Source organism: Methylobacterium indicum (assembly GCF_017347565.1).
Lineage (GTDB): Bacteria > Pseudomonadota > Alphaproteobacteria > Rhizobiales > Beijerinckiaceae > Methylobacterium > Methylobacterium indicum.
Map to the genome: position 1 here is coordinate 6,204,847 of NZ_AP024145.1, position 18,653 is coordinate 6,223,499.

At 70.3% G+C, this 18,653-nt stretch carries 16 protein-coding genes and 1 pseudogene; 14 read left to right on the forward strand and 3 right to left on the reverse strand.

Annotated elements, in window-relative coordinates; genetic code table 11:
* Window positions 1-246 precede the first annotated feature (246 nt).
* The 5 genes from miv_RS28745 (at window position 247) to miv_RS28765 (ending at window position 4,841) form a co-directional block, all read left to right on the forward strand.
* On the forward strand, window positions 247-804 hold the full coding sequence (locus miv_RS28745) for a 2,4'-dihydroxyacetophenone dioxygenase family protein (RefSeq protein WP_048428169.1): 558 nt from the start codon (window positions 247-249) through the stop codon (window positions 802-804).
* A 110-nt stretch (window positions 805-914) separates the two neighbouring features.
* Window positions 915-2,234, forward strand: a complete 1,320-nt coding sequence (locus miv_RS28750) for an MFS transporter (protein WP_207180356.1) — start codon at window positions 915-917, stop codon at window positions 2,232-2,234.
* Window positions 2,231-2,986, forward strand: coding sequence for an SDR family NAD(P)-dependent oxidoreductase (locus miv_RS28755; RefSeq protein WP_207180358.1), 756 nt, complete (start codon window positions 2,231-2,233; stop codon window positions 2,984-2,986). The genes miv_RS28750 and miv_RS28755 overlap by 4 nt, the downstream gene beginning before the upstream one ends.
* Window positions 2,987-3,014: 28 nt before the next feature.
* Entirely contained in the window at window positions 3,015-3,812 is a 798-nt protein-coding gene (locus miv_RS28760) for an IclR family transcriptional regulator (protein WP_207180360.1), read from the forward strand.
* A 93-nt stretch (window positions 3,813-3,905) separates the two neighbouring features.
* The gene (locus tag miv_RS28765) at window positions 3,906-4,841 is read left to right on the forward strand and encodes an acetamidase/formamidase family protein (protein ID WP_207180362.1); all 936 of its coding nucleotides are present in this window, start codon (window positions 3,906-3,908) and stop codon (window positions 4,839-4,841) included.
* Between the two features lie 91 nt (window positions 4,842-4,932).
* On the opposite strand, the gene miv_RS28770 is transcribed toward miv_RS28765, so the two are convergent.
* Together miv_RS28770 and miv_RS28775 are read right to left on the reverse strand one after the other, a co-directional pair.
* Complete coding sequence (locus miv_RS28770) at window positions 4,933-7,110, reverse strand: methyl-accepting chemotaxis protein (protein WP_244748765.1); 2,178 nt, start codon at window positions 7,108-7,110, stop codon at window positions 4,933-4,935.
* 335 nt (window positions 7,111-7,445) lie between these two features.
* Window positions 7,446-8,354 carry a LysR family transcriptional regulator gene (locus miv_RS28775; protein ID WP_207180364.1) on the reverse strand — a complete coding sequence of 303 codons (909 nt, stop codon included), beginning with the start codon at window positions 8,352-8,354 and terminating at the stop codon, window positions 7,446-7,448.
* Between the two features lie 278 nt (window positions 8,355-8,632).
* Between miv_RS28775 and benA the strand changes: the two genes are divergently transcribed.
* The 9 genes from benA to miv_RS28820 all read left to right on the forward strand — a co-directional run bounded on the left by benA (window position 8,633) and on the right by miv_RS28820 (window position 18,363).
* On the forward strand, window positions 8,633-9,961 hold the full coding sequence (benA, locus tag miv_RS28780; protein WP_207180367.1) for a benzoate 1,2-dioxygenase large subunit: 1,329 nt from the start codon (window positions 8,633-8,635) through the stop codon (window positions 9,959-9,961).
* A 280-nt stretch (window positions 9,962-10,241) separates the two neighbouring features.
* A complete protein-coding gene (gene benB, locus miv_RS28785; RefSeq protein WP_207180370.1) occupies window positions 10,242-10,733 on the forward strand; it encodes a benzoate 1,2-dioxygenase small subunit in 492 nt (163 codons plus the stop codon).
* Between the two features lie 10 nt (window positions 10,734-10,743).
* The gene (gene benC / locus miv_RS28790; RefSeq protein WP_207180371.1) at window positions 10,744-11,769 is read left to right on the forward strand and encodes a benzoate 1,2-dioxygenase electron transfer component BenC; all 1,026 of its coding nucleotides are present in this window, start codon (window positions 10,744-10,746) and stop codon (window positions 11,767-11,769) included.
* On the forward strand, window positions 11,766-12,560 hold the full coding sequence (locus miv_RS28795) for a 1,6-dihydroxycyclohexa-2,4-diene-1-carboxylate dehydrogenase (protein ID WP_207180374.1): 795 nt from the start codon (window positions 11,766-11,768) through the stop codon (window positions 12,558-12,560). Before benC ends, miv_RS28795 begins: the two co-directional genes overlap by 4 nt.
* A 62-nt stretch (window positions 12,561-12,622) precedes the next feature.
* Window positions 12,623-13,552 (forward strand): catechol 1,2-dioxygenase, encoded by a 930-nt coding sequence (gene catA / locus miv_RS28800; protein WP_425312996.1) that lies wholly within the window; start codon window positions 12,623-12,625, stop codon window positions 13,550-13,552.
* 375 nt (window positions 13,553-13,927) lie between these two features.
* A complete protein-coding gene (locus tag miv_RS28805; protein WP_207180381.1) occupies window positions 13,928-15,112 on the forward strand; it encodes a muconate/chloromuconate family cycloisomerase in 1,185 nt (394 codons plus the stop codon).
* 4 nt (window positions 15,113-15,116) lie between these two features.
* Window positions 15,117-15,395 (forward strand): muconolactone Delta-isomerase, encoded by a 279-nt coding sequence (gene catC, locus miv_RS28810; RefSeq protein WP_207180383.1) that lies wholly within the window; start codon window positions 15,117-15,119, stop codon window positions 15,393-15,395.
* A gap of 293 nt (window positions 15,396-15,688) precedes the next feature.
* Entirely contained in the window at window positions 15,689-17,035 is a 1,347-nt protein-coding gene (locus tag miv_RS28815) for an MFS transporter (RefSeq protein WP_207180385.1), read from the forward strand.
* A gap of 74 nt (window positions 17,036-17,109) precedes the next feature.
* Window positions 17,110-18,363, forward strand: a complete 1,254-nt coding sequence (locus tag miv_RS28820) for an FAD-dependent monooxygenase (protein WP_244748766.1) — start codon at window positions 17,110-17,112, stop codon at window positions 18,361-18,363.
* 206 nt (window positions 18,364-18,569) lie between these two features.
* On the opposite strand, the pseudogene miv_RS33960 reads toward miv_RS28820, so the two are convergent.
* Window positions 18,570-18,650 (reverse strand): annotated as a pseudogene (locus tag miv_RS33960) (hypothetical protein); the annotation flags it as partial.
* Window positions 18,651-18,653 lie beyond the last annotated feature (3 nt).

Below are 18,653 nucleotides of genomic sequence, written 5' to 3' on the forward strand. Positions count from 1 at the left end.
CCCGCGATGAGGCATCGGTCCCACCCGGTCTCTCACGGCCGAGCGTCCTGCACGTGGCGGACCATCCCGTCGTCCCACTCGAACCGAGATGGCGTGCGGCCGGTCCACAGCAACCGGACGCGACGGCGGGCCGCTTCCATTCTGCAACGCTGCCATGCAGCGGCCAAGGTTTGACAGAAGACCACGCCACGGCGAGCATCCACATAACGGACAATACGTCCACAATATGGACATTGGGAGGACGACATGACCACGACCGCACCGGGCGCCGATCCCGCCGCCGGCCTCGATGCCGCCACCTTGCGGCGCATGCCCTACCAGAGGCCGCAGCCGGCAGAAATCCGCCCCGACCTCGTGGTGGCGCCGGCGATCCCCGAGGACGACCGGATCTGGGTCCCGCAGGCCGAGAGCGTGTGGTTCCGGCCGCTCTGCCTGAGCGTCTCGGCCGGCTACTGGATGAACCTGCTCAAGGTCCGCAAGGCCGGCATCCTCAGCCGGCACCGCCATCCCGGTCCGGTCCACGCCTTCGTGCTCAAGGGCAGCTGGCGCTACCTGGAGCACGACTGGGTCGCGAGCGAGGGCGCCTACGCCTTCGAGCCGCCGGGCGAGACCCACACCCTCGTGGTCGACGAGGGCGTGGAGGAGATGATCACCTACTTCCAGGTCACCGGCTGCATGTACTACGTCGATCCCTGGGGCCGTCACACCGGCTACGAGGACGTCTTCACCAAGATCGACCTGTGCCGGGCGCATTACGAGGCGGTGGGACTGGGCGCGGATTACGTCGATCAGTTCATCCGCTGAGGCACAGCCTCTCGTCATGAACCGGGATCGCCCCGACGGGCTCGGCACGAAATCCGTCGCCAAAATCTAACAAGCCGATATCGAACACGAAACGGGAGGACCGGCACGCGATGTCGTCCGGCACTGCATCACGCCTCAAGTCACCGCGCCTGCGCCACATCCAGTGGGTCGCGGTCGCGTTCCTGACCGTTGCGGGCATCATCAACTACGTCGACCGCTCGGCACTCTCGATCGCCAACACGGCGATCCGGGACGAGATGGCCCTCTCCCCGGCCGAGATGGGCTGGCTGCTCTCGGCCTTCTCGCTGGCCTACGCGTTCTCGCAATTGCCGGTCGGCGCGCTGCTCGACCGGATCGGCTCGCGGATCATGCTGGGCGCGGGCATGTTCTTCTGGTCCCTGGCGCAGCTCGTCTCCGGCTTCGTCGCCAATTTCCAGCAATTCGTGCTCGCCCGCGCCGTCCTGGGCCTGGGCGAGGCGCCGCAATTTCCCGCCGGCGCCAAGACCGTGAGCGAGTGGTTCAGCCTGCGCGAGCGCGGCACGCCGACCGGCATCTTCGTCGCCTCGTCCTGCATCGGGCCCTGCATCGCCCCACCGCTCCTCACCGCGATGATGCTGGGGCTCGGCTGGCGCTGGATGTTCGTCGTCACCGGACTCGCCGGCATCGTGGTCGCGGTCGGCTGGGTCCTCGTCTACCGCAACCGCGCCGAGGTGGCGCTGACGCCCGACGAGGTCGCCCATCTCGACGAGGGCGCGGCCCCCGAGCCGCCGGCCCGGCGCATGACCTTCGCGGAGTGGCGCGGGTTGTTCGCCCACGCCACGACCTGGGGCATGATCCTCGGCTTCATGGGCGTCATCTACATGGTCTGGCTCTACCTGACCTGGCTGCCCTCCTACCTGGAGCACGAGCGGGGCCTGAGCGTCGCCCGCACCGGCTGGGTGGTGGCGATCCCCTACGTGTTCGGCACGCTCGGCATGCTGTGCGCCGGCCAGGCCGCCGACCGGCTGCTGGCGCGAGGCGCCGGCATCGTGGCCAGCCGCAAGTGGCCGGTCTGCGTCGGGTTGCTGGGCGGCGGCGCCTTCACGGTGCCGGCGGCCTACACGCCGAGCGTGACGATGGCCGTCGTCTACATCTGCCTGGCGATGTTCTTCATCAACATGGCGAGCGGGGCCGCCTGGATGATGGTGAGCGTCGCGGTGCCCAAGCGCCAGGTCGCCTCCCTCGGCAGCATCCAGAACTTCGGCGGCTACTTCGCCGGGTCCTTCGCGCCGGTGATCACCGGCTACATCGTCCAGGGCACCGGCTCCTACGTCAACGCGCTGCTGGCCGCCGCCGCGGTCGCGGTGCTGGCGGCCGTGGCCTACATCGTCCTGGTGCGCAAGCCGCTCGAGGGCAGCGAGACCCTGATCCGGACGGAGCGCGCGGCATGACCCGGCCCGACACGACCCAACCCCAAAACACCTTCGTTCCCGATCTCCTCGCGGGACGCACCGCCCTCGTCACCGGGGCGACCTCGGGCATCGGCGCCGGGATCGCGCAGGCGCTCGCCCGCCTCGGCGCGCGGGTGCACGCGGCCGGCATCGGTGCGGCGGCCTGCCCGATTCCCGACGACCTCGCGCTCACCGCGCACGAGCTCGACGTCACCGACAGCGCGGCCGTCGCCGCCCTCGTCGGATCCTGCGCGCGGCTCGACATCGTGGTCAATTGTGCCGGCATCATCCGGCGCGGCGACGAGCACCGGCCGGAGGTGTTCGAGGAGGTGCTGGCGGTGAACCTCACCGGCACGATGCGGGTCTGCGCCGCGGCGCGTCCGAAGCTCGCCGAGACCGGCGGCAGCATCGTCAACACCGCCTCGATGCTGTCGTTCTTCGGCGGCGGCCTGGTGCCGGCCTACAGCGCCAGCAAGGGCGGCGTCGCGCAGCTGACGAAGTCGCTCGCCATCGCGTACGCGCCGGACGGGATCCGGGTGAACGCCGTGGCGCCGGGCTGGATCGCCACGCCCCTGACCCAGGCCCTCCAGGACGACCCGGCCCGGGCGGGACCGATCCTGTCGCGCACGCCGCTCGGCCGCTGGGGGATTCCCGCCGACGTCGCGGCGGCGGTGACTTTTTTGGCGAGCCCCGCCGCCGCCTTCGTGACCGGGGTGGTCCTACCGGTCGATGGCGGCTACCTCGTCACGTAACGACCGCTCGACGAGGAGGCAGCGCCCCATGGCTCCGGACGACGCCGCCGCGACACGGGCCTCCCTGCGCCCCGACGTCCCGGGCACCGCCGCCTTCGGCAAGTTCATGCGGGTGCTGCAGGCGGTGGCGGATGCGCCCGAGGCGGCGACGGTCGCGCGGCTCGCCCGCGACACGCAGCTGCCGCGGCCGACGGTGCACCGCATCGTCGCCGCCCTGGTGGCGGAGGGCCTCGTGACCGAGGAGGACGGGGTCCTGCAGCTCGGTCCCCGCCTCGTCAGCCTGGCCTTCCGCTCCTTCGACGGCTCGCTCCTGCGCCAGGCGGCGCGGGAGCCGCTCGCGCGCCTGCGCGACGACCTCGACGAGACGGTGCACCTCGCGGTGCCGGATTTCGGCGAGATGGTCTATGTCGACAAGCTCGAGAGCCACCGCACCGTGCGCATGGCGTCCCGCATCGGCACGCGGGTGGCGCTGCACACCAGCGCCGTCGGCAAGGCCTGGCTCGCGACCCTGCCCGAGCCCGAGCTGTCCGCTCTCCTCGACCGGCTCGCCCTGCCGGCGCGCACCCCCCATAGCCTCACCGACCGCGACGCGTTGCGCCGCGCGGTCGCCGAGACGCGGGAGCGCGGCCACTCGCTCGACCTGCAGGAGAACGAACTCGACATCTGCTGCTACGGCATGGCCCTGTGCGGGGCGGGACACCGGGTCCTCGGTTGCATCAGCGTGAGCCTCCCGCGCTACCGCTTCGAGACCCTGCCGGCCGGGACGGTGCTGCGGGCGATGCGGGCCTGCGCCGAGGGCGTGGCGCGTGTCGCGGGCGGGCGCTGACCGACGGGGCCGCGTCGCGAACCCTCGACGCGGCCCCCGTCACGGGCAATGCTCGGCCACCGCCCCTCCCCGCCGATTCCGGAATCGCCCCGCATGACGCATCGCCTGACCGCCTCGCCCGAGACCTGCCGCTGGGGTTACCTCGACGCGGGCGTCCCGCCGGTCCTCACGATCCGCAGCGGCGAGCGGGTCACGATCGAGACCGTGTCGGGTGGGCCCGACGCCCTGCCGCCGGCGGGCTTCCACGTTCCCCCGGAACTCCAGGCGATCCACGAAGCCGAGACCGGCATCCCCTCGGGCCACATACTGACCGGCCCGGTGGCGATCGAGGGTGCCCGGCCCGGCGACGTGCTGGAGGTACGGATCCTCGACGTCGCGCTGCGCCAGGACTGGGGCTTCAACCGCCACCGGCCGCTCGCCGGCACCCTGCCGGACGATTTCCCGGACTTCCACCACATGACCATCCCCCTCGACCGGGAGCGCCTGACCGCCCGGATGCCCTGGGGGCTGGACCTGCTGCTGTCGCCGTTCTTCGGGGTGATGGCGGTGGCCCCGCCGCCGGCCTGGGGGCGCTGCACCTCGATCATCCCGCGGGCCTTCGGCGGCAACCTCGACAACAAGGAACTCACCGCCGGCAGCACGCTCTACCTGCCGGTCTTCGTGGACGGCGCCCTGTTCTCCTGCGGCGACGGCCACGGCGCGCAGGGCGACGGCGAGGTCAACGTCACGGCGATCGAGACGGCGCTCTCGGGCACCTTCGAGTTCGTGCTGCGCACGGACCTGCGGCTCGGCACTCCCCGGGCCGAGACGCCGACCCACGTGATCACGATGGGCCTCGATCCCGACCTCGACCGCTGCGCCGAGCGGGCGCTGCGCGAGATGATCGACCTCGTGGTCGCCCGCGTGGGCATCACCCGCGACGAGGCCTATGCCCTGTGCAGCATCGCCGCCGACCTGCGGGTGACGCAGACGGTCAATCAGCACAAGGGCATCCATTGCATGCTGCGCAAGGACTACCTGCAGCGCTGACGGACCGGCCGGCATGACCGGGCATGAGGCCCGTCGACGGAACGCCTCCTCCCCGGCCCCCGGCAGAACGGCCGCCCGACCCCGGACGAGGTCAGGCGACCATGCTGCGGGACGCCTCGCGTATCTGCTGGGCCGAGTGATTGACCCGGCGGGTATGGTCGGCGATCAGCGCGATGTTGCGGCTGATCTCCGAGACCGCCTGCGTCATCGCCTGCATGTTCGACGACATCTCCTGGGCGACGACGCTCTGCTCCTCGATCGCGGCCGAGATCGCCGAGGAGATCTCGTTGACCTGCCCCACGGTGGCCCCGATGCCGGCGATGGCCGAGGCGGCCTCGCTCGCCGCCGTTTGCGTCTCGGCGATCTGGCGCCCGATGCTTTCGGTCGCCCGCGCGGTCTGCGTCGCCAATTCCTTCACCTCTGCGGCGACCACGGCGAAACCCTTGCCGGCCTGGCCGGCCCGGGCCGCCTCGATGGTGGCGTTGAGCGCCAGCAGGTTGGTCTGCGAGGCGATCCGGTCGATCGTCTCGACGACCGCGCCGATCCGCTGGGCGGCCGCGGCGAGCCCGGCGACCACCGTCGAGGTGGCGTTCGCCTGCTCGACGGCGCGCCCGGTCACCTCGAGGGCCCGGCCGACCTGCTGGCTGATCTCGCCGACCGAGGCCGCGAGTTCCTCCGAGCCCGCCGCGACGCTCTGGGTGTTCCCGGAGGCCTGCTCGGCGGCGCTCGCCGCGCCGACGGCCTGCTGGGAGGCCTGCGAGATGAAGGAGGCCATACCGTCGAGGTCGCTGTCGATGGCCCGGTGGAGTTCGGCCCGGCGCAGCCGCTCGGCGACCGCCCGCGTGACGTCGGTGGCGAACTTGACGACCTTCGTCACGCGCCCGGCGGCGTCGCGCACCGGGTTGTAGCTCGCCTGGATCCAGACCTCGCGACCGCCCCGGCCGATGCGCTTGAACTCGGCCTGCTGGAACTCGCCGCGTCGCAGCGCCTCCCAGAAGGCGCGGTAGGCCTCCGAGTTCCGCTCGGCCGGCTCGACGAACATCCCGTGATGCTTGCCGCGCACCTCCTCGGCCTCGTAGCCGAGGACCGCGAGGAAGTTCTCGTTGGCGGTGATCACCGTCCCGTCGAGATTGAACTCGATGATCCCCTGCGAGCGGTCGAGGGCCATCATCTTGCCCTCGAAGTCGGCGTTGCGCAGCTTCTGCTCCGTGATGTCGGTGGCGAACTTGACGACCTTCGTCACGCGTCCGGCGGCGTCGCGCACCGGGTTGTAGCTCGCCTGGATCCAGACCTCGCGACCGCCCCGGCCGATGCGCTTGAACTCGGCCTGCTGGAACTCGCCGCGTCGCAGCGCCTCCCAGAAGGCGCGGTAGGCCTCCGAGTTCCGCTCCGACGCCTCGACGAACATCCCGTGATGCTTGCCGCGCACCTCCTCGGCCTCGTAGCCGAGGACCGCGAGGAAATTCGCGTTGGCGGTGGTCACCGTCCCGTCGAGATCGAACTCGATGATCCCTTGCGAGCGGTCGAGCGCCCGGAGCTTGCCCTCGTGATCGGCGCCGAGCCGCTTCTGCGCCGTGATATCGGTGGCAAGCTTGACGATCTTCACGATCCGCCCGGCGTTGTCGCGCACCGGGTTGTAGCTCGCGCGGATCCAGACCTCGCGACCGTCCTTCCCGATGCGCTTGAACTCGGCCACTTGGTGCTCGCCCCGGCGCAGGGCCTCCCAGAAGGCGCGGTAGGCCTCCGAGTTCCGCTCCGACGCCTCGACGAACATCCCGTGATGCTTGCCGCGTACCTCCTCGGCCTCGTAGCCGAGGACCGCGAGGAAATTTGCATTGGCGGTGGTCACCGTCCCGTCGAGATCGAACTCGATGATCCCCTGCGAGCGGTCGAGTGCCGTCAGCTTGCCCGCGAAATCGGCGTTGCGCAGCGTCTGGGCCGTGATGTCGGTGGCGAACTTGACGACGCCGTACGGCTTGCCGGCGCGGTTCAGGAGCGGGTTGTAGCTCGCATGCATCCAGATCTCGCGACCACCCCGGGCGATGCGCCGGTAATCGGCCACCTGATGCTCGCCCCGGCGCAGAGCCGCCCAGAACTGGGCATAGGCGGGATCGTCGCGCTCGGCGGGATCGACGAACATCGTGTGATGCCGTCCCTGGATCTCCTCCAGCCGATACCCGACCGCCGCCAGGAAATTGGCATTGGCCGTGATGATCGTCCCATCGAGGTCGAACTCGACGATCGCCTGCGACGCATCGAGCGCGTTCATGTGCGCCTTCAATCTCTGATTAAGCAAAAGCATGACCGCACTCACGTCTTTCTCCGGGCCGACGCTCCGGACTGTCCGGTCTGATACGCTTCGGCCCTCGCTGATGAGGCCGGACGCTACGGTCCATCCCCTAACGCGAGGCTGCACGCGTTGCTTATAACTTTAGGGAGTGACGACGCTCTCCCTCTCCTGTTTCTTGGACTCTTGGGGGGCTCAGCTTTCTGGGGACAGGACGCCCGACGCTTGCCCGTCCGTGCCGATGCGCCGGGTTCCGCTGGATCGCGTCGGGGTGGCGGCAGGCCAGCGAGCCCCCGCCGGAAGCCGTCGGCGCGGCGTCATACCCCGAACCGCAGCCCCTCCCGCTCGTAATCCTCCCTCACGCATTGCAGGATCAGCCCGATCTCCGGCGAGGGATCGTTCTTGCGGTAGCTCATGATGACCGGAATCAGGGCCCGTTCCTCGTCGAGGGGCCTGTAGGCGACGCCGTCGCGGCGCAGGCGCTCGATCGAGGCCGGGACCACGCAGACCCCCGCTTCGGCCGCGACGAGGCCGAGCGCGGTCTGGAGTTCGCGCACCTCGTGGATCACGGGCGGGCGGACGCCGTGCTCGCGAAACAGCGCCAGGATGCGGTCGGCGTTGTTGGGCCGTGCGCTCTTCGGGTAGAGGATCAGGGCGGTGTCGGCGAGGTCGCGCAAGCGCAGCGGCCCCGACGGGCGGGCGGCGTCCCAGGCCATCGGCACGGCGACGATCAGCCTTTCGTTGCGCAGGAGGACGCGCTCGATCGCCGGATCCTCGATCTCGACCCGGCCGAAGCCGACATCGATCCGCCCCTCCTTCAGCGCCGCGATCTGCTCCAGCGTCAGCAGTTCGAGGAGCGTCATGTCGACGTCCGGCCGCTTCGTCCGGTAGCCGCGCAGGATCTCGGGCAGCCGGCCGTAGAGGGTCGAGGCGACGAAGCCGATGCGAAAACTGTTGCGCTCGGCGACGCGCAGGCGCCGGCCGGTCTCGCGCAGGTCGTCGACCCGCTCCAGGATCTGGAGCGCCTGCTCGTAGATCACCCGGCCCGGCTCGGTCAGCCGCACCGGCCGCGAGCCGCGCTCGATCAGTTCCAGGCCGAACTCCTCCTCGAATTGCTGCACCTGCTTGCTGAGCGCCGGCTGGGCGACGTGCATCGCCTCCGCCGCGCGGGTGAAGCTCTGCGCGCGGGCGACGGCCACGAAGTAGCGCAGGTGGCGCAGCTCCACTCAATCCTCCCCGTTCATTCTTGCCCGATCATTCCTGCCCGATCATTCCTGCCAGGAATGGTTTTGTTCCCAATCGGTCTTGGACCTCGTTATGCCGCTTCCTTAGAACCGGAAAAAGAGGAAACGCTCAGGGCGCGAGCGGGGCCCGGGACGAGAAGCCCCGGAGACCACGCCACCCTGCGCAAGACGAGAGCGAGATCCGATCCGGCCCGCACGACGCGTGGACCGGCAACGATCTCCCTCGTCCCGAAAACAGCCGGCGCGGCAGGGAGAGGCACATGCTGGACGATCTGCATCAGGTGGTCGAGGGCGCGGTCGAGGAGAACCCGGAGACCGGCGTGTTCCGGTGTCGGCGCGACATCTTCACCGATCCCACCATCTTCGAACTGGAGATGCAGCACATCTTCGAGGGAAACTGGATCTACCTGGCGCATGAGAGCCAGATCCCGAACCCGAACGACTACTTCACCACCTTCATGGGCCGCCAGCCGGTGGTCATCACCCGCAGCCGCAAGGGCGAGTTGCAGGCCTTCGTCAATGCGTGCAGCCATCGCGGCGCGATGGTGTGCCGGCACAAGCGCGGCAACAAGGCGACCTTCACCTGCCCGTTCCATGGCTGGACCTTCAGCAACGGCGGCAAGCTCCTGAAGGTGAAGGACCCGGAGAATGCCGGCTATCCCGAGAGCTTCAACCGCGACGGCTCGCACGACCTGACCAAGGTAGCCCGCTTCGAGAACTATCGCGGCTTCCTGTTCGGCAGCCTCAACCCCGACGTGAAGCCGCTGACCGAGCATCTCGGGCAGGCGACGCGGATCATCGACATGATCGTCGACCAGTCGCCGGACGGGCTGGAGGTGCTGCGCGGCTCCTCGACCTACGTCTTCGACGGAAACTGGAAGCTCCAGACCGAGAACGGTGCCGACGGCTACCACGTCAGCGCGACGCACTGGAACTATGCCGCCACGACGAGCCGGCGCAAGGAATCGCACGTCGTCGACAAGACCCGCGCCATGGATGCCGGCGGCTGGGCGAAGCAAGGCGGCGGCTTCTACTCGTTCGAGCACGGCCACCTGCTGCTCTGGACCACCTGGGCGAACCCCGAGGACCGGCCGAACTGGGACCGGCGCGGCGAACTGGCCGAGCAGCACGGGCAGGCGATGGCCGACTGGATGATCAACCGCTCGCGCAATCTCTGCCTCTACCCGAACGTCTACCTGATGGACCAGTTCTCGTCGCAGATCCGGACCTACCGGCCGATCGCCGTCGATAAGACCGAGGTGACGATCTACTGCATCGCCCCCAAGGGCGAGGCGCCGGATGCCCGGGCCCGGCGCATCCGCCAGTACGAGGATTTCTTCAACGCCAGCGGCATGGCCACCCCGGACGACCTGGAAGAATTCCGCGCCTGCCAGATCGGCTATCGCGGCCGCGCGGCGCAGTGGAACGACCTCTGCCGCGGCGCTCAGCACTGGATCGAGGGGGCGGACGAGGGGGCGAAGGCGATCGGGCTGACGCCGCTGCTGAGCGGCGCCAAGACCGAGGACGAGGGCCTGTTCGCGATCCAGCACCGCTACTGGATGGACACGATGCGGCGGCATTTGCCGTAAGCCGCAGCCCTGAACCCTCCCCCCTCTGCGGGGGAGGGTGCCCCACGGAGTGGGGCGGGAGAGGGGACGCCGCTTCCGGATGAGTCGGCACCGTTCTGACGGGCGTCCTCTCGATCAGCGTTGCGCTGCCCCTCTCCCGGCCCCTGCTGACGCAGGGACCACCCTCCCCCGCAGAGGGGGGAGGGTTCGGGAGCCGGACTCGTCGACCGAACCGAAACACCAGCGGCGCCGCTCCCACCGGGACGCCGAGCGCCCCCGCACGCCCATACGGAGCCCCCCGATGCCCCTCACCCTGGAGCAGGTGCAGCAATTCCTCTACCGCGAGGCCCGCTTCCTCGACGACCGCGACTTCGACGCCTGGCTGGCGCTCTACGCCCCCGACGTCGAGTTCTGGATGCCGTCCTGGGACGACGACGACCAGCTCGTCACCGATCCGCAGACCGACGTCTCGCTGATCTACTACGACAGCCGCAGCGGCCTGGAGGACCGGGTCTTCCGCATCCGCACCGAGCGGTCCAGCGCCACCAGCCTGCCGGAGCCGCGCACCTCGCACAACATCTCGAACGTCGAGATCCTCGAGCAGGACGAGACGACCTGCAAGCTTCGCTTCAACTGGCTCACCTTCAACTACCGCTACAAGACCGTCGACACCCATTTCGGCACGTCGTTCTACACCCTCGACACCAGCGGCGAGACCCCGCTGATCAAGAAGAAGAAGGTGATCCTCAAGAACGACTACATCCATCACGTCATCGACGTGTATCACATCTAGGGAGGGCGCCGTGAACACCGCATCGCACAGCGTCGCACTCAATTTCGAGGACGGCGTCACCCGCTTCATCGCCTGCCGGCCGGGCGAGACGGTGGCCGACGCCGCCTACCGTCTCGGCATCAACATCCCGCTCGATTGCCGGGACGGCGCCTGCGGCACCTGCCGGGTCCATTGCGAATCCGGCCGGTTCGATCCGGGCAGCTACATCGAGGACGCGCTCTCCGACGAGGAGGCCGCGCAGGGCTACGCCCTCGCCTGCCAGATGCGGCCGAAGACCGACCTGGTGCTGGCCGTCGCCGCCTCGTCCAAGGTCTGCAAGACCAAGGCCGCCGCCCTCAAGGGCACGGTGTCGGCGGTGCGGCGGCTGTCGGACACCACCTTCGGCCTGAGCGTCGAGACCGAGGAGCCGGTCGGTTTCCTGCCCGGGCAGTACGTCAACATCGCGGTGCCGGGGAGCGGCCAGGCGCGGTCCTACTCGTTCAGCTCGGTCCCGGGCAGCCGGCAGGCCGAGTTCCTGATCCGCAACATCCCGGGCGGGCTGATGAGCACGTTCCTGGCCGAGCAGGCCGAGGCGGGTGCCGCCCTCGACCTGACCGGCCCGTCGGGCAGCTTTTATCTCCGCGAGATCCGGCGCCCGGTGCTGATGCTCGCCGGCGGCACCGGGCTCGCCCCGTTCCTGTCGATGCTCGGCACGGTCGCCGAGATCGGCACCGACCAGCCGATCCACCTCGTCTACGGCGTGACGCACGATGCCGACCTCGTCGAGACCGAGGCGCTGGACGAGGCAGCGGGCAGGATCCCGGGCTTCAGCTTCGAGACCTGCGTCGCCTCGCCCGACAGCCGGCATGCGAAGCGGGGCTACGTCACCGAGCACCTCGCCGACGCGCATCTGCATGGCGGCGCGATCGACACCTATCTCTGCGGCCCGCCCGCGATGGTGGATGCGGTGCGCAAGACCTTCGCCGAGCGGGGATTGAGCCCGGCGAGCTTCCACTACGAAAAGTTCGCGGCGAGCGGCATCGGGGGCGGGGCATGAGCGGGTTCGTCTCACCCGGGCGCTTCTCGGCCAAGGTCGCGGTGGTGACCGGCGCCGCGCAGGGGATCGGCCGCGAGGTCGCCCTTCGGCTCGCCCGCGAGGGCGCCGCCCTCCTCCTCACCGACCGCTCGGAGATCGTCGAGGAGATTGCGGCCGAGGCGCGGGATTGCGGCGCCGAGGCCGCGGTGCGGCTCGCCGATGTCGAGACCTTCGAGGGCTGCGAGAGCGTGATGAACGCCGCGGCCGAGCGGTTCGGCCGGCTCGACGTGCTGATCAACAATGTCGGCGGCTCGATCTGGTTCAAGCCCTTCGCGCAGTATGCCCCCCACGAGGTCGAGGCCGAGATCCGGCGCTCGCTCTTTCCGACCCTGTGGTGCTGCCGGGCGGCGCTGCCGCACATGCTGGCGGGTGGGGGCGGCAGCATCGTCAACGTGTCGTCGGTGGCGACGCGGGGCGTCAACCGCGTGCCCTATGCCGCCGCCAAGGGCGGGGTGAACGCGCTCACCGCCTGCCTGGCGGTCGAATACGCCGAGCACGGCATCCGGGTGAACGCGGTGGCGCCCGGCGGCACCGAGGCGCCGCCCCGGCGCATCGCCCGCAACCCGACCCCGCCGAGCGACCAGGAACGCGCCTGGATCGCCGAGGTGGTGGCCCAGACCAAGGCGTCGAGCCTGATGCACCGCTACGGCACCGCCGCCGAGCAGGCCGCCGCCATCCTTTTTCTCGCCTCCGACGAGGCCTCCTACGTCACCGGCACCGTCCTGCCGGTGGCCGGCGGCGACCTCGGCTGACCCCATCACCCCGCAGATCCTTCGCTCCCACCAAGCAAGAGAGGAAACGCCCCATGACCACGATGACCGCGAAGATCGCCGATTCCGCCGAGGCCCAGACCTTGTTCGACAAGGTCGCGGGACTCTCCACCGAGGCCGGCAACCCGCGCATCAAGCAGATCGTCCGCCGCGTCGTGGAGGATGCCTGCCGGATCGTCGAGGATCTCGACGTGACCCCGAGCGAGTTCTGGACCGCGATGAGCTACCTGACCGAGACCGGCCAGAAGAACGAGTTCGGCCTCCTGATGCCGGGCTTGGGCGTCGAGCACTTCATCGACCTGTGCATCGACGCCAAGGAGCGGGCGGCCGGGATCGAGGGCGGCACGCCGCGCACCATCGAGGGGCCGCTCTACGTCGCGGGCGCGCCGCTGACGAAGGGCGAGGCCCGCCTCGACGACGACCCGGAGGACGGCGAGGTGCTGATCGTCGAGGGTCAGGTGACGGGCGAGGGCGGCGCGCCGGTGGCGGGTGCCATCGTGGATGTCTGGCACGCCAACACGCTCGGCAACTACTCGGTGTTCGACAAGGGCCAGAGCACCTGGAACCTGCGCCGGCGGATCGAGACGGATGGGCAAGGCCGCTACCGCTTCCGCAGCATCCTGCCGAAGGGCTATGGCTGCCCGCCGCACGGCCAGACCCAGAAGCTGCTGGACCAGCTCGGCCGCCACGGCCAGCGCCCGGCCCATATCCACTTCTTCGTCTCCGGCCCCGGCCACCGGCAGCTGACGACGCAGATCAACCTCTCGGACGATCCCTACCTGCACGACGACTTCGCCTTCGCCACCCGCGACGGGCTGATCGCCGAGGTGGTGCCGGTTACCGATCCGGCGGCGATCGCCGCGGCGGGGCTGGAGACGCCGTTCTCGACGATCCGGTTCGACTTCGCGCTCAACCCGGAGGTGGCGCATGCGCCGGATCCGGTGGTGGTGCGGCCGCACGCCGAAGCGGCGTAAGGCGCGACGCCCGAACCCTCCCCCCTCTGCGCAGGGCTGTCCGGGGAAGGAGAAGGCGCGGGCAATCTCCTCTCCCCGCGGGCGGGGAGAGGCCTGAGCTCCGAAGGGGCTCAGGGAGCAGCGAACCGCAGGTTCGCCGCGAGGGTGAGGGGGTGTTTCCGGAGGAGCCTCACCGTCGACACCCCCTCACCCTCGCTCCGGCTTGCGCCTCCGCTTGCTACGGACCCGACAAGGGGTCCGTAGCCCTCTCCCCGCCCGCGGGGAGAGGAGAGAACCCGCGCCTTCTCCTTCCCCGGACGGCCCTGCGCAGTGGGGAGGACTGGGACCGCGCGCTTCCAGCCCGAACCGACCCCACCCCACACCCCCGAGACCCCCATGCTCGCGAAGAACCAGCTCCACGACACCGTGCGCCACACCCCCGCACGAGACCTGCCCGCACGAGACCTGACGGTGACGGAGATCCGCACCACGATCGTCGACGTGCCGACGGTGCGGAAGCACAAGCTGTCCCAGACCTCGGTGACCGCGCAGAGCTACGTCATCGTCCAGCTGCGCCTCGCCAACGGCGTCGAGGGCATCGGTGAGGCGGCGACGCTCGGCGGGCCGCGCTGGAGCGAGGAGAGCGTCGAGGGCATCAAGGCGACCATCGACACCTATCTCGCCCCGGCGCTGATCGGGCAGCCGGCCGACCGTTTCGTCACCGCCGGCGAGCGCCTGGACGCGGCGGCCAAGCGCAACAACGCCGCCAAAGCGGCGCTCGAGACCGCCCTGTTCGACGCGGTGGGCCAGAGCCTGGGCCTGCCCGTGGCCGCCCTCCTCGGCGGGGCCGTGCGCACCAGCTTCCCGGTCCTGTGGACGCTCGCCTCCGGCGATCCCGACCAGGAGATCGCGGAAGCCGAAGCCAAGCTCGCGGCGCGGCTGCACCGCACCTTCAAGATCAAGATCGGCGCCCAGGCGCCGGAGGCCGATCTGGCCCGCCTCGCCCGCCTGTCGAAGGCGCTCGTCGATCGCGCCACCCTGATCGTCGATGCCAACCAGGCCTGGGACGAGACCACCGCCCGCCGCTGCCTGCCGGTTCTCGCCGATCTCGGCATCGCCCTCGTCGAGCAGCCGCTGCCGGCCTGGAACGTCGCCGGGATGGGCCGCCTGCGGGCGCTGGGCGGGTTGCCGCCGCTGCTCGCCGACGAATGCGTGTTCACCTCCCACGACATGCTGGCAGTGGCGCAGGCCGCCGCGGCGGATGCCGTCTCGCTCAAGCTCGTCAAGCATGGCGGACTCGTCGGCTTGCGCAAGGTCGCGGCGGTGGCCGAGGCCGCCGGCATCGGGCTCTATGGCGGCTGCCTGCTCGAAAGCTCGGTCGGGGCCGCGGCGCATCTCCACGCCTTCGCGGGCCTGCGCGATCTCGCCTGGGGCTGCGAGCATTTCGGGCCGCAGATCCTCACCGGCGACCTCGTCACCGAGCCCCTCGCCTTCCACGACTTCGCGGTGCACCTGCCCGAGGGCCCCGGCCTCGGCGTGACCCTCGATCCCGACAAGCTGCGCCACTACGCAAGGACGTAATCCCATGCTGTACTGCGTCGAGATGGACGTCGCGATCCCGCACGGCCTCGATCCTGACACCGTCGCGAAGCTCAAGGCCGACGAGAAGGCCCGGGCCCAGGAACTCCAGCGACAGGGCAAGTGGCTCCACCTGTGGCGGGTCGCGGGGCGCTACGCCAATATCAGCGTGTTCGACGTCGAGACCCACGACGAACTGCACGACATCCTGTCGGGCCTGCCGCTGTTCCCGTTCATGACGATGCGGGTGACCCCGCTGGCGCGCCATCCCTCGGCGATCGGCTGAAGGCGGGCACGAGTTCCGGGCAGCCCACGTCCCAGCCCATGAAACCCTCCACGTCATCCCGGGGCTCGTCGAAGACGAGAATCCGGGAACCATGACCACCGACAGATCAGAACAAGTCGGACCGCACATCGCCTCGTCCTTCATCGTCAGAGATCATGGATCCCGGGTTCCGCTATACGCCTCCGGGATGACGACGAGGAAGTGAGTCTGGTCGAGTACTCCGAGCAACCCGTTCACCACCCGACCTAAGACCAAGAAATCTCCAAAAAACGATTCAGGAGGAACCCGACGCCATGCCCCATCCACGCAGCATCGACGTCCAGGACGTCATCAACCGCCACGGAGTCTCCCGCTTCCAGATGCGGATCGTGCTCCTGTGCTTCCTCGTCGTCGCCATCGACGGGTTCGACACCGCCGCCATCGGCTACATCGCCCCGGCGCTTCGCAGCCAGTGGGGCGTGACCCAGGCCCAGCTGGCGCCGCTGTTCGGGGCCGGCTTGTTCGGCCTGATGATCGGCGCCTTCCTGTTCGGCCCGCTCTCCGACCGGGTCGGCCGCAAGGGCACGCTGATCGTCACCACGGCGTTCTTCGGGCTCGCCAGCTTGGCCTCGGCCTGGTCGACCTCGATCGAGATGCTGACGATCCTGCGCTTCGTCACGGGCTTGGGGTTAGGCGGCGCGATGCCGAACGCCATCACGCTGACCTCGGAATACTGCCCCGAGCACCGCCGCTCCTTCCTCACCATGGCGATGTTCTGCGGCTTCACCGTCGGCTCGGCGCTCGGCGGCTTCGCGGCGGCGCACCTGATCGCCGATTTCGGCTGGCCCTCCGTGCTGGTGATCGGCGGCGTGCTGCCCCTCGTGCTGGTGCCGGTGCTGATCCTCGGCCTGCCGGAATCGGCCCGCTTCCTCGTGCTCAAGCAGGCCCCGGCCGAGAGCGTCGCCAAGCTCCTGCGCCGCATCGCGCCCGCCGAGGACCTTTCCGGCGCGGTCTTCACCGGCATCGCCAAACCCAAGGGCTCGCCGATCGGCCAGCTCTTTCAGCCCGGCCTGATCGCCAGCACCCTGTGCCTGTGGCTCACCTTCTTCATGAGCCTCCTGATCTTCTACCTGCTGTCGAGCTGGCTCCCGACGATCATCAGCAGCGCCGGCCTGTCGCTCAAGGAGGCGTCCCTCGTCACCGTGATGCTCGCCACCGGCGGCACCGTCGGCGGCCTGGTGCTCGGCGCGCTGATGGACCGGGTAAACCCGCACGTCGTGCTGGGCCTGTCCTACCTCGCGGCCGCCGGCTTCGTGGCGCTGATCGGCAGCGCCACCGGCTCGGTTCCGCTCCTGGCGGTGGCGGTGTTCGGCGCCGGCTTCTGCGTCGCCGGCTCGCAGATCGGCATCAACGCCCTCTCGGCGAGCACCTACCCGACCGCGAACCGGGCCACCGGCGTCGCCTGGGCCAACGCCGTCGGCCGGATCGGCTCGGTGGTCGGCTCGATGACCGGCGCCTCGCTGATCGGGCTCGGCCTCGGCCTGCCGGCGACCTTCGGCATCGTCGCGGTGCCGGCGCTGATCGCGGCGGCCAGCATCGCCCTCAAGGGCCGGCTCGGCACCCCGGCCCCGCGCCTCGCCCCGGCGCTGCAGAGCCCCTGATCGTCCTCCCCGCGCCGGGCCAGCCGCCCGGCGCGGGGCTCTCTCGTTCAGCGCGCCCCCGAGGAGATCCGCCCTTGCCGCCCACAGCTCCCGCCTCCCGCTCCGCCCTCCGCCCCAACCTGCGCGTCGCCGTCGTCGGCGGCGGCATCGGCGGCCTGACCCTCGGCCTCGCGCTGCGCCGCCACGGCCTGAAGGCCGAGATCTACGAGCAGGCCGCGGAGCTCGCCGAGATCGGCGCCGCGGTCGCCCTCTCGGCGAACGCCACCCGCGAGCTCGAGCGGCTGGGCCTCGGGCCGGCGCTGGCCGCCGTCTCGACCGAGCCGACCGAGCTGATCTTCCGCGACGGGCGCAGCGGCGCCCGCGTCGCCGCCTGTCCGGTCCGGGACGGCGGCACCTACCGGGCGAAGGCCGGCGCGCCGTATTACGGCGTGCACCGGGCCGACCTGCAGAAGGTCCTGAGCGGAGCGCTCGCCGGCGAGGGCCTGCATCTCGGCCACCGCCTCACCGCCATCGCGCAGACCGGCGACGCGATGGCGCTCCGCTTCGAGAACGGCGCCGAGGTCGAGGCCGACCTCGTCGTCGGCGGCGACGGGGTGCGCTCGCCCGTGCGGCGCTGGATCACCGGCGGCGAGAGGGTGCGCTACTCGGGCACCAGCGCCTTCCGGGGCGTGGTGCCGATGGGCCTGCTGCCCGCCCTCCCCGATCCCCAGGCCATCCAGTTCTGGATGGGGCCGGACGCGCACCTCCTGCACTACGCCATCGGGGGCGAGGCCGATTCCGTCAATTTCTTCGCCGTCGTCGAGGGGCCGCGGGCCTGGACCTCGGAGCGCTGGCTCGATGCGATCGCACCGGGCGAGCATCTGGCGGGATTCGCCGGCTGGCATCCCGCCGTGATCGAGATGATCGACGCCCTGCCCCAGACCCACCGCTGGGGCCTGTTCGTCACCGATCCCCTGAGGCGCTGGCACCGCGGACGGGCGGTGCTGATGGGCGACAGCGCGCATGCCATGCTGCCCCATCACGGCCAGGGCGCCAATACCACGATCGAGGACGCCGTGACCCTGGCCGCGCTCCTGGCCGCCGACGGGGCCGGTGATCTCGACGGGACGATGCGGCGCTACCAGGACCTGCGGCAGATGCGCACCCGCACGATCCAGCGCAGCGCCTGGGCGACGAACCGCCTGCTGCACCTGCCCGATTCCGTCGGCCCGGCGGCACTGGCCGAGCGCGACGCCCGCATGAGGCGCTTCCCCGAGGCGTTCGGCTGGATCCACGCCTTCGACGCCCAGAGCACGGTCGATCGCGCCGTCGACCCCCAAGCCGCCTGACCACCCCGCCGCCCGAGGCCTCGACGATGCGCGCACTCGGCCGGCGTGCACCGTGGGCAACCGGGCGCGCACGGCCAGCACGAATCCCGGCTGTGTCTGCCTCGGGCAGGCGCGGGTGGTTCGGATGCAGGTAGTCGCGGGTGAAGGGCTCGGTGCCGGAAGCGCTCGTCGAAGTCGTGCGGCAGCAGCGGGTGATGCTCCGCGTGCCAGACCGCGCCGGTGCCGGCATGCTGCCGGCGCGGGCACGACCAGGGAGGGACCGGGCCGAAGCCGGCGGGCGGCGGCAGCGC

Bases quoted from the DNA above. Each gene is read 5' to 3' on its own strand.
- miv_RS28745 (WP_048428169.1), top strand. From the start codon at position 247: ATGACCACGACCGCACCGGGCGCCGATCCCGCCGCCGGCCTCGATGCC.
- miv_RS28750 (WP_207180356.1), top strand. From the start codon at position 915: ATGTCGTCCGGCACTGCATCACGCCTCAAGTCACCGCGCCTGCGCCAC.
- miv_RS28755 (WP_207180358.1), top strand. From the start codon at position 2,231: ATGACCCGGCCCGACACGACCCAACCCCAAAACACCTTCGTTCCCGAT.
- miv_RS28760 (WP_207180360.1), top strand. From the start codon at position 3,015: ATGGCTCCGGACGACGCCGCCGCGACACGGGCCTCCCTGCGCCCCGAC.
- miv_RS28765 (WP_207180362.1), top strand. From the start codon at position 3,906: ATGACGCATCGCCTGACCGCCTCGCCCGAGACCTGCCGCTGGGGTTAC.
- miv_RS28770 (WP_244748765.1), bottom strand. From the start codon at position 7,110: ATGAACGCGCTCGATGCGTCGCAGGCGATCGTCGAGTTCGACCTCGAT.
- benA (WP_207180367.1), top strand. From the start codon at position 8,633: ATGCTGGACGATCTGCATCAGGTGGTCGAGGGCGCGGTCGAGGAGAAC.
- benB (WP_207180370.1), top strand. From the start codon at position 10,242: ATGCCCCTCACCCTGGAGCAGGTGCAGCAATTCCTCTACCGCGAGGCC.
- miv_RS28795 (WP_207180374.1), top strand. From the start codon at position 11,766: ATGAGCGGGTTCGTCTCACCCGGGCGCTTCTCGGCCAAGGTCGCGGTG.
- catA (WP_425312996.1), top strand. From the start codon at position 12,623: ATGACCGCGAAGATCGCCGATTCCGCCGAGGCCCAGACCTTGTTCGAC.
- miv_RS28805 (WP_207180381.1), top strand. From the start codon at position 13,928: ATGCTCGCGAAGAACCAGCTCCACGACACCGTGCGCCACACCCCCGCA.
- catC (WP_207180383.1), top strand. From the start codon at position 15,117: ATGCTGTACTGCGTCGAGATGGACGTCGCGATCCCGCACGGCCTCGAT.
- miv_RS28815 (WP_207180385.1), top strand. From the start codon at position 15,689: ATGCCCCATCCACGCAGCATCGACGTCCAGGACGTCATCAACCGCCAC.